Annotated in this window: 9 protein-coding genes and 1 pseudogene; 8 read left to right on the top strand and 2 right to left on the bottom strand. The window is 32.0% G+C overall.

Annotated elements, in window-relative coordinates; translation table 11 throughout:
• Positions 1-68 precede the first annotated feature (68 nt).
• The 8 genes and pseudogenes from AAEY78_RS11700 to AAEY78_RS11665 form a co-directional block, all read left to right on the top strand.
• A pseudogene (locus AAEY78_RS11700) lies at positions 69-314 on the top strand (ATP-binding protein); the annotation flags it as partial.
• A gap of 101 nt (positions 315-415) precedes the next feature.
• Positions 416-2,200, top strand: coding sequence for a hypothetical protein (locus AAEY78_RS11695; protein ID WP_352339518.1), 1,785 nt, complete (start codon positions 416-418; stop codon positions 2,198-2,200).
• Positions 2,201-2,404: 204 nt separating this feature from the next.
• A complete protein-coding gene (locus tag AAEY78_RS11690) occupies positions 2,405-2,623 on the top strand; it encodes a hypothetical protein (RefSeq protein WP_352339517.1) in 219 nt (72 codons plus the stop codon).
• Positions 2,623-3,174: a hypothetical protein gene (locus AAEY78_RS11685; protein ID WP_352339516.1), complete on the top strand. Its 552-nt coding sequence runs from the start codon at positions 2,623-2,625 to the stop codon at positions 3,172-3,174. Before AAEY78_RS11690 ends, AAEY78_RS11685 begins: the two co-directional genes overlap by 1 nt.
• A 95-nt stretch (positions 3,175-3,269) precedes the next feature.
• Positions 3,270-3,719: a hypothetical protein gene (locus AAEY78_RS11680; RefSeq protein WP_352339515.1), complete on the top strand. Its 450-nt coding sequence runs from the start codon at positions 3,270-3,272 to the stop codon at positions 3,717-3,719.
• A 3-nt stretch (positions 3,720-3,722) separates the two neighbouring features.
• Complete coding sequence (locus AAEY78_RS11675; protein ID WP_352339514.1) at positions 3,723-6,950, top strand: hypothetical protein; 3,228 nt, start codon at positions 3,723-3,725, stop codon at positions 6,948-6,950.
• A complete protein-coding gene (locus AAEY78_RS11670) occupies positions 6,947-7,432 on the top strand; it encodes a response regulator (protein ID WP_352339513.1) in 486 nt (161 codons plus the stop codon). The genes AAEY78_RS11675 and AAEY78_RS11670 overlap by 4 nt, the downstream gene beginning before the upstream one ends.
• Entirely contained in the window at positions 7,413-8,639 is a 1,227-nt protein-coding gene (locus AAEY78_RS11665) for a phosphorylase family protein (protein WP_352339512.1), read from the top strand. The genes AAEY78_RS11670 and AAEY78_RS11665 overlap by 20 nt, the downstream gene beginning before the upstream one ends.
• Positions 8,640-8,668: 29 nt before the next feature.
• On the opposite strand, the gene AAEY78_RS11660 is transcribed toward AAEY78_RS11665, so the two are convergent.
• Together AAEY78_RS11660 and AAEY78_RS11655 are read right to left on the bottom strand one after the other, a co-directional pair.
• The gene (locus AAEY78_RS11660) at positions 8,669-9,694 is read right to left on the bottom strand and encodes a TniQ family protein (RefSeq protein ID WP_352339511.1); all 1,026 of its coding nucleotides are present in this window, start codon (positions 9,692-9,694) and stop codon (positions 8,669-8,671) included.
• Positions 9,691-10,593 carry a TniB family NTP-binding protein gene (locus AAEY78_RS11655; RefSeq protein WP_352339510.1) on the bottom strand — a complete coding sequence of 301 codons (903 nt, stop codon included), beginning with the start codon at positions 10,591-10,593 and terminating at the stop codon, positions 9,691-9,693. The genes AAEY78_RS11660 and AAEY78_RS11655 overlap by 4 nt, the downstream gene beginning before the upstream one ends.
• Between the last annotated feature and the right edge of the window lie 3 nt (positions 10,594-10,596).

Here is a 10,596-nt window from a genome sequence, read left to right as displayed (position 1 = left end):
CATCTAATTTAGGTAATAATATGCTGTAGGCAAAAAAATAAGACCTTATTATGACACTTATTGTTGGAATTGACAGCGGCTCGCGTCCAAAACCTGGTGAGATTACTTTAGCGAATAAAGGGGTGTTGTTTTTAGATGAGCTGCCAGAATTTCAGCGTAGCGTATTGGAAGTTTTGCGGCAGCCATTAGAAGCTAAACAAATCACCATCAGCCGTGCCAATTCACAAATGACGTTTCCGGCTAACTTTCAGCTGGTTGCAGCGATGAATCCTTGTCCCTGCGGCTATGATGGCGACGGTTCAGGGCGCTGCCGCTGACAACTACAACACTAATCAATAATTATAAATATAAGTGATAAAAACAAACATAAATGATAATATCTAGAGTCCTCTAAACAAGAGTACAGGGATTCGATGTGAAGCTAATATTTAAGGATAATTATTTTAAAAAAGGTAGCCTTTATAGGTTAGAAGCAATTAGAAAAATTCGCAAAGACGATTTATTTAAGTTTCTTACAGTCAATTTTATACAATTACAAGATAGTCGCCAGTTAGGGGAATTTAAAAAGCTATCTGCAAAAAAAGATTATGACACTTACTTTGATTTTATGGGCTATGACCTCTTATCAAGATCGATTATTTTAGACATAGAAATCGAGTATCTATATATTTTATCATCAGGCTCCATTTGGAAGGCTACTAGTTCAAAAACTATCAAAAAAGTTTTTGAACCTAAGGAAGCTGAAACTATCGAATTAGGTGATGAAAGAGAAGACACTAGTTATAAAGAAATGATAAATAAGTTAGATGACTCTGCGCAGTTTAAATTTCTTAAGAACAACAATAATTTATCCTTACTATGCATACCTAACTCTACCTTCAAAGGCGAATCCGTCACGGTTCTAATACCCCATTCTGAAATTGTCAGACATTATTTTGCCGCCTCTAAATACTTTATTCGTCGTTTATTCAGTGAAGACTTAATTGCTGAATTAGCCACATTGATAGGAAATATAGAAGACAATAAAGATATATGTTCGATAAAATTAAATAGTAGGCATTTTCTTGATAGTGATGTTCCATTCTTAGCAAGAGGTTTACTGGACGATGTGGCAATGAGTGCAATGCGAGAAGTTCACAGTCATGCTTATAGGTACTTAAAAAAGTCAAAGATCGGTGGTTATTATGACAATGTTACTGAACTACCTTTAACAACGAACCTACCTTTTGTAGGTGGAGCAAAGCTTGAGGTCATAGGTCACTATGTAAGCAAAAAAAATAGTATTAATAAATATTTCCTAATCCGAAAAATACAGACATGTCATCATTCTTGGCCATTTAATAAATTAGAGATTATTAGTGCGGAGACTTTCCCAGATCGTGATAGGGAAGAATATGAGGTCAGAATACCAAAAGAACAAAGTTCAGTTGAGCAAGAGGACATAGAGTTGATGATTGATAGTCCTTCCAACGCAGAAGAGATTGAATTAAGAATTGACGTTCATCAAGAAGGACGCTTTCCGTTTCTCGATGAGTTACCAGTAAAGAAGAAACAAGAAAAAGGAAACAGTGAAGAGTTGATCTATAACGCTGTCGGCATTACCCAACTAGAGCAGATTCAAAAAAATCATGAAATAAATCAAGGATCTTCAGGAGAAGAGAACTACAGTCAAGGTAATACAATTAATCCTGTGCAGCTTGAAACTAGTAAAGATGCAACTGAAATTAAGTCATTTACCGATATTTCTATAACATTCAGTGAAATTGAGGTAGAACAAGACGACTGGCGAATTACAGCATTACCTACAAATAGAATAAATGCTGCTGAACCTTATGGCGAGTTCTCTTTTAGAGGAACCAAATGGTCTATGATTTCTTTTAGAGACAGAAAAGGGCTATTACTAAAAATAGAAAACATAGATGAGGTAGACGGTTTTACTGTGTATTGCTTAGATATTGAACCTAAGGAAGGTAGAACATATGGGTTATATCTATTTACTAGTCCTAAGTATTCATTGAGTATAAGTGAGACTGAGTTAGAAAAAATTATAAACAAAATTAGTAAAGACAAAGGCAAGGGAATTGGAAAAACCTTAAAATCCAAATTCGAAGTAGTCAATAGGTTGAATCATACTAGCGTTAATGAGTCTATCAAAGATAGAATCGTTAATAAAATATGTGCAATGGCTAAAAGCTTCTAATAATTTATAATAAGTATACAATTGTCTGTGAATATGAATAATGAGTAACTACATCACTGTATTTTTTATATTTCCTATGCTAGTAATCTCTATTGCAACACTCTGGCTCTGCTTTCAACCTAAGTGGTTGTGGTCTACTAACTATTTACCAAACAAGAACCACTGAGGTAAAGTATCATGCGGAGAATTGATGAAAGATTCTTGATGGCAGTAATGATATTTACTGTTGCGGCTTTAGTTGGATACTTTGTGCTTGATCTCATAGGAAGAAAACACATCTCTACTATGAACAGCAGTATTGTAGCCCTTGAGCAAGCGCCTTTAATTGTTATCAATACCATACAAGGGTATTGGTGGTTTGGATATCTAATGTTACTAGGTATGTTAATCCTAAAATGGTTGATTAAACGAGTTATGAGCTAATGAGTAAGCAAGAATTAAAAAACCTTCAAAATCAGCTATCAGACAAAATGAATAGAGAAGGGATAACAGTAGATTTTTATCATCATCATGAAACACTGAAACCTACGCTTGATGAAATTCAGCGAGCATGTGCAGAGCGTCAAAACGCAGCCAATGAAAAAGACTATGAATGGATGAAGTGGTTAATTGCTATTGCTGCTGGAGTATTCTCAGTCATAGTATCTCAAATTACAAGAATGCCATCAGTGTTCGATAGTCAATCGTTGCTCATACAAAGTAATCAACTAACTCTGTTTAAGATTGCTATTATTACTAATGCGTTAGGTATAATTTTTGGAGCTATTTACTTATATACTGATATAAGAAGTGAAAGAGACCTAGTTGATAAACTAAGTATTCAACGATTACACCTCCTCTTGAAGGGAACCAACAGATACGAGAATGTTATCCCCTCAGATAAGTTTCGTTTGTTCTTTTTCTGCAAAACAATCAGCCTTATCTGCTTTTTAGCTTCTATTGTAGCTTGGATGATCTTTATTTGGATTATGTAGTCTAATGCACGTATTTATCATTTCTTAAAGAATACTAATTTTTGGTGATTATATTCAAAAATAAAATTATACGAAGGCGATTTGAGGGCACTAAAATGGATTCTAAAGTTGTAATTGATCATTTGTGGAAGTATTTTACAATACATTCACAGCAAAGAATGATGCTATTTAACTTCTATATTGTAATATGCGGCGTTATTAGCTCTGCCATAGGATATAGTATTCAATCAACGAAAGATCTTATATCTTTAGAAGTTACTTTATGCATATTATTAACATTATTTAGTTTTTTGTTCCATAAATTAGATCAACGTACCTCTTTCTTAATTAAGCGAAGTGAAGAAGCCTTGGCTAGTTTTGAGAATCAATTTAACACCACTGGTATAAATTTGTTCAGTAATGATAATGATGATTTAAAAAATAGAAATACAGACAAAAAAATAAATAAAGTCTTTACTTATGGACAGATATTTAGAGGTGTTTTTATTACAATGAGTTCGCTAAGTATAATATTAGCAGCTTACTTATTATTTCAAAAGGTATAAGAAATGTCTGTAGAAAATGAGCACAAAAAACTTAGAAAAAAGGTTAGAGGAGTAATTGCAAACAACAACAACATTCCTGTGTTCGCAGGAAGAAACTCAAATACATTTTCTAAGGGTTTTAAACTACAGCGCTCAGTAAAGATTGAGCTATCTATCATAGATATTTTGGAAGAAGCTAGAGTCACACTTGATACGCATACTTATCAAAAATTTGTAGTGTGGACAAAAAAATCTGTAGGTTATCAGTTAAGTCGATATCCACGACCTTTTGGTATATTTAAGCACGATGAAAAAAAACTTGAAGATAGAAAACTCTTGAATATAAGCCTTTCAGTTAAAATGATAGACGCTAACAGAAAAATAATTGAAGAATTCATTACTCTAAAGAAAGAAGTATATAAGTATCTCTTAGAGAATAAAATAGATGAGTTATTACAACGCCTAAATTTTATGGATAAAATATGTGGCGAAAGTCTTTGGTCTATATCGCTCAGATTAACAATTTACCAACTGTATTTTGGTCTAGAAAAACAAAAACGCTATTTGAGTGAAATAAGAAGTAGATCTAGTTCGGGACTACTGCCTTTTATCATACATAGACTGAGTACTAAAAATGAACAAGGGACAGATATTAATAGATTTAGAGATTCTTTGGAAAAATACTTTAATGATAATGGTAATCTAATTGATTTAAGTTTAAGGAATTATTTATCTTATAAATTAAATTCCGAGACTATAAGTGAAAAACATAGCTTGAATGAAATATTACATTATGAAATGAAGTTCAATATTGTTGATCAATTCGAGACCATAAGTACTACACTTAGAAGAAATCTTATATCGAAAGAGCTATCTTTCTCAAACTTTTTGACCAAGCAAGATTTAGATACTGTTCAAGATCTAATAGTTAAAGACTATGACAAAAATATTCTACCTCAAATTTTTAGCCAAACTCTCAAGAAAAAAGGTTATATCAATAGAGATGAGATAAATATTCTAAATGAAATAAGTTTGCTTTTGCAAGATTTATTACTATTCAATAAAGAATATGAGTTGAGTTTAACTACTCTCAGCCTGTTATGTGATCTTTTATCAAGAAATGATAGTTTTTATTACTTGAAAAATTTTATTTTATTTTTTGAAACGTTTGATAAGAACTATATTTCTTTTATAGAAGATTATCAAGAATCTCAGGGCGATAAAGATTTTATCAATTATCTTCATGGTTCTGACGAAGTTAAATATTTATATCATCAGTTGTTTAATTCGAATAGTTCTATATTTTTGAATAAGCAGGTTGTCGATAATAGGTTTAATAACTTATTTAACTTGTTGAGTCTAAAAAATGATTTTATAAAAAATATAACCACCAAAAAAATTAATTTTTTGAGTAACTTTATTCTTAACGATGATTTCGAAGATAGTTTGATTACATTCATAATTGATGATCCTTTTAAAATAGCAAACAAATGCTTTGAATGCGGTAATAATTTGATACCTACATTAATCGTCCTACACAAGTATAATTCGATTTTGTTTTCAGATGATCTCCAAAGTGAAATATCGTACATCTTAAACACTCAACTTGAGCTGTTAAATATAAGCTTTCCTTCTCAAATTGATGTTTCGATTATAGACGCTACTAAAAAACAACTTGTCTATTTCTTTTCACAAGTATGTGTTTATAACATACTAGACAATTGTGATAGTTTTGAAAGCTCTAAAGATTTAAGTGAAGAGCGTAGACGGATATTAAGTAGTCTCATTAAAATAGATAATGAAAATTCAGAAGGCTATCATCAGGAAATACTTGAAATAACATCAGAGTTAAAAGTTAAATCTGGTTTAGAATACATAGATGGTAGCCGTATCCATGTTGATGAAGAAGCTCTAAGTAACTTAATACTTGATACATATCAAAGTAGTTTTACAAGGTATAAAAATCTTGTAGAAGCTGGTATTGGTGTTTCTGAAAACTTTGATAAAGTAATTGATGCCTTTATTAACAGTAAAGAAAATCTTGAGCTTCAGAATATCTTGAGCACTCCCAATAATGAAGCCGACAGTTTACTCTTAGAAATTGTTAATGATATAAAGGGTCTTTTTTTACATCACCCAAAATTTGGCTTAGATGGATTTTTGAGCTTAAGAATAAGACATAACTCTATAATTGGCTTTGTACGAGCAGCGCCTGACAAGTATCACTTAGTAACAAATCAACCTTCTAAAGGTGAAGCTTATAAACCAAACGAATTTTGGATGTCGAAAACACCTGAGTATTATCATGATGAAATAAATAGAGTGCTGAGGCAATTTACGAACGAACTTGATACTTACTTGGAAGATATAAAAAATAAGTATATTCAAATTAACAGTAATAAATATCCTGATGGTATTCTAAAACTTGAAATTGATAAAAACACTCTTACTATCTTACGAGCATTAATTCAAAATTATGATATGGAGGATTTTGTAACGACGTGCTTCAATCTATTTTGGAGTATTTTAGATCCTTCCTTAGGTAACCTTAGAACAAGATTTAAAAATGAGTTTTGCTTAGAAGTTTCAAGTATACATGATAGGTTATCTAGCAACCTTAAAAATATATTCTCACAATCAGACAAAAGATATTATGACATTATGAGCCGTCAAATAATTAACTCCAATAGATTATCATCTGAAAATCTAAGGAAAGCATCTGACTGGTTCTTTAAGTATAGACTAACATCTAAGCCACTTTTTAAAATAGAAAAGTGGCTAGAAATTGCTATAGAAGCAGCTATTGCAAGGCATTCTTCTACTCAAATAGAATGCAAAATTAGTGTTGAAAACGACGTAGAGCTATTGATTACAAACTTACTTTCATTAGCGGATATTATACAAATAATTATTGGTAATATTAATGATCATGTTCATATGGATATGGTTACTCTGGATATCAATGTTAAATTAGATCATAAAAATAAACTAATAAAATACAGCTTTAAGAATAAAATAACATATGAAATGGAAAAAGAAAATAAAACGATACTAAATGAAATTAGAGAAAATATAAAACAGCGTAAGTATTATGATAAATTAACATCTGAAGGTAATTCAGGTCTATACAAAATTGCTGCGATGGTTTTATATAAGGATACTGATGGGGATATAAGTTTTGGCTACGAGAATGATTACTTTATACTAAATTTACAACAACGATTCAATCCTAATAGTGGGTATACAGTATGAGAGTTCTAGTTGTAGAAGATGAATTATCCAAAAAAGAAAATATTATAAGTCTGATCGAAGAGAACTTCTCAGAATCTGTAATATCAGAAGCTCATTCAGTAAAGTCAGCCAAGAATTTGTTAAAAAGTAAAGAGTATTTTGACTGTATTATTCTTGATATGTCACTACCAACTTTCGATATTAGTAGAAATGAATTTGGTGGTAGACCGCAGGGGTTTGGAGGGAAAGAAGTTATTCGTCAGATTTTTAGAGATGGTAGATGTATTCCAATTGTTGTAGTAACTGCTTACGATTTTTTCAGTAACCTAGACGATTCTAATGAGAGCGTATCAGATATATCGTTAAGTGAGCTTACAAAGCAGTTAAATGATTACTCCTCAAAATTAGATATTAGCGTAATAAAATACAGTGGCCTAATAGACGATTGGAAAGAAAGATTAATAGTGTTCTTACAGGAAGTAAATGAAAATATTAATAGTTGATGATAATAGTGAAAAAACCCAGTCTATATTTAGTGTTATTTATCATAAATATAATGATAATGAGGTAAAGATTGATAATGTAATGACAGTACATCAAGCAAAAGAGAAATTAAGGAATAAAGAGGTATTATATGATTTAATGATATTAGATTTAAACCTACCATCAAATTTTGGTTTTGAACCAGATCTAGATTCGACATTAAAATTTATCAAAGAAATCAATGATCGAGATAATATTTATAATTTACCAAGAGTAAGTGTTGGACTTACTGCTTATGATAAATTAGAAGTTGTTGCTAGGCGGCAATTCCAAAAGTGTGCTTGGACAATTATCAAATATAGTGAAACTGAGGATTCTTGGAAACAAACATTGTCAGATATACTATCTTATACAGAAACTCATAATCCTATTAGCACAGTTGATGTCTGTATAATAACAGCTTTGCATGATCCAGAAGCTGTTGCGTTTATGGAATATGTGAAATGGAATTGGAGTCGACAAACACCTTTAGGCAATAGGCTTTTTGGGTATAAAGGATCCTTTATTGATAGAGAAGGGTATCATAGAGATGTCGTTCTACATTCTATTTCAGAGAAAGGAATGATACATACTTCTATAATCGCAACCAAATTGATCCAGCTTTTTAAACCAAAACTTATAGTAATGTCAGGTATCTGTGCAGGTGTAAGAGGTCAAAGTAGATATGGAGACATAGTTATTGCTCAGTTTTCTTGGAACTACAATGAAGGGAAGTTAGAAGGTGTTAATGGAACCACACGTTTTCATCCTTCACCTTTACAATCAAGTATCGGAAGAAAATTAGATCAAAAACTTCAGTTTTTTATCAATGATAATCAAGATAGTATAAATCAAATAAATGATGAATTTAGTGATAAAACTAAGGTGAATGAGAGTCTTAAAATCAGTAAGGGAGCAATAGCTACAGGAAGTGCTGTAATCGGCGATGAACATACTATTTTAGAAGCATACAATAGCAACAAAAGATTGAAAGGATTAGATATGGAGGTTGCAGCCTTCTATACTTCTTGTGAGTTAGCTGACTATAACGATTTAATTTTTTTTGCAGTTAAATCAGTATCTGATTTCGGTGATGATGATAAAAATGATGATTATCAAAGTTATGCTTCTTTTACTAGTGCCAAAGTCATTGAAAAATTCATAACCGAAGATCATGTATTTGATTAAAGTATCGTTATTAATCAAAATTGATAATGTTAATTTAACCTTAAGTCCAAGGTCTCTTGTAGCCAAAAAGAATAGTTAAGATGCGGAGAGTATATAAACCGTTTAGTGATCCCAAACTCTTTACATATTTTTATAAAGCTTATAGGCCAGTCTCTCATTATATAGTATGAAAATACAACACCAATTTTTCTTATAGTAATAGGTAGATGTTCAGGTTCTGAGTGACGTGATACTTTTATTCTACTTTCAATATATTCAGAATCGAAACTATATTCGTTGACAATATATTCAAACATATCTATCCCTTTTTTACTGCATAGAATGAACGACATGATCCGTCTGAGACCGTCATAGTATATGTGTGAATAGTTGAAAGTTAAGTTACCTATACTACCGTGCCCTTCAACTAACAACTTGAAGTGTTCTTTATTGGCTTCAAGTTCATAATGACTAGGCTTTATTCGTGGTGCTTCTCTTAAATCAAAAGAACACTGATTACACTTCAAGTAATCTAGTGGCTCGAAAGACATACTATCAGTCTTATTGTAGCGAACTAAGTCTATCGGGGAATTACAGTTGGTACAGCTATCTAAAAAGCATATGTCATGAATGTGGCAAGCTGTAAGAAACCCTAAGCGCCAATATGTTCTAAAGTAGGGCACTCTATCTGAAGCAATACACTCTGGACAGTACTGTAGACTGTTTTTCTGTCCTCTTTGATGAACACCGATCTGTAGTAACCACTTAACTTGTTTAGAATCGTTTAAATGAGGATAAAAGTGTTCGCATTTTGAAGATAGCAAGTTTCTTAGTAAGTCTTCTTCTTTTATTTCAATAGCATTCAGAAATGATTGAACACTTTTTTTAGAGAGCTGGACATCAATATCTGACTTCCAAATATCAGTATTTTGAAAAATTATAGTGGATAGCTGCGATGGCTTCATGTTGAAAAATAGTGCGTTACGGACCAACCAAGACCTTATAAGCTCATCCTTGCATATTGGAAGCAATTGCAGCTTATAAGATAGTTCTAGACCCTGATACTTTTTTTTCATCTTAGTTGGTTCAGCAGGTTACGTCTGCTTGAAGGAGGCAATAGTTTTAAAGATTCAAATGTATCCTGATTAATACAGGGTTGTTCATTCCTGATAGAAAATATAGCCAGCTGCCTTAATACTTGGAATGCTTCACCAATCAGGCCTTCACTTAAATAATAAATCTGATCAAGGTATGGTTTTTTATACAGGTAAGAAGCTTTTGGTAGAATTAAGCTTTGTTCGATAGATGCAATGAGTCGAGCAAAGTTTTTCTTATCGGCAGATGTATTTATTTTCCAGCGTTGTAGTACTTCTACTTGAAAGCGGTTAGCCAATTGAGTATCAACTTGTATCGCATGAAAAGCATCTTCAATACCAGCACCTACGATTGGGATCTGAAGCGTATTGCTCAAATCTTTTATCGCATTAAGAAAGTTTCGTTGAGAGTTATATGAACCTGCAATAACATGCTGAATTTCATCAATAATTAGCATCCTTGTTTTTCGCTTTTTTAGGACTCTGATAACTCTTTCTCTTTTGACGCCAGTACTCTCATTTTTTACATATGGAGTGCAAAGTTCTTGTAGTAAGCGAATATAGAAGCTATTTTCATCAGGCTTTGAAGGCGCTGAAACCATGACAACAGGTTCCAATATCAGTGCTGTATCTTCATCAATATCGACTTGATAACGCTTCATAAAGTGCTTCAGTATTTTGGTCTTACCATTGTTAGAGTCGCCTATAACTAATAAGTTGGGCATTCTGTCTGTTTTCGGATAGCACATTAGATCTTCTAGAGATTCAAGTATTTCTTTAGCTCTTGGATAACCAATCCATCTATCTGTATTTGCATAGAGAATTTTTTGATCGTTTGGAGCATCTATTAAGCTTCGCGCTTTATCAGATAAGTGTTCCATTTG

It is taken from the genome of Psychrobacter sp. 16-MNA-CIBAN-0192, assembly GCF_040309565.1.
Taxonomy (GTDB): Bacteria; Pseudomonadota; Gammaproteobacteria; order Pseudomonadales; family Moraxellaceae; genus Psychrobacter.
Note: the sequence above shows the minus strand (reverse complement) of the source record. Positions and strands in the feature narration are given on the sequence as shown.

Coding starts and splice junctions, on each gene's coding strand:
- AAEY78_RS11690 (WP_352339517.1), top strand. CDS start 2,405: ATGGCAGTAATGATATTTACTGTTGCGGCTTTAGTTGGATACTTTGTG.
- AAEY78_RS11685 (WP_352339516.1), top strand. CDS start 2,623: ATGAGTAAGCAAGAATTAAAAAACCTTCAAAATCAGCTATCAGACAAA.
- AAEY78_RS11680 (WP_352339515.1), top strand. CDS start 3,270: ATGGATTCTAAAGTTGTAATTGATCATTTGTGGAAGTATTTTACAATA.
- AAEY78_RS11675 (WP_352339514.1), top strand. CDS start 3,723: ATGTCTGTAGAAAATGAGCACAAAAAACTTAGAAAAAAGGTTAGAGGA.
- AAEY78_RS11670 (WP_352339513.1), top strand. CDS start 6,947: ATGAGAGTTCTAGTTGTAGAAGATGAATTATCCAAAAAAGAAAATATT.
- AAEY78_RS11665 (WP_352339512.1), top strand. CDS start 7,413: ATGAAAATATTAATAGTTGATGATAATAGTGAAAAAACCCAGTCTATA.
- AAEY78_RS11660 (WP_352339511.1), bottom strand. CDS start 9,694: ATGAAAAAAAAGTATCAGGGTCTAGAACTATCTTATAAGCTGCAATTG.
- AAEY78_RS11655 (WP_352339510.1), bottom strand. CDS start 10,593: ATGGAACACTTATCTGATAAAGCGCGAAGCTTAATAGATGCTCCAAAC.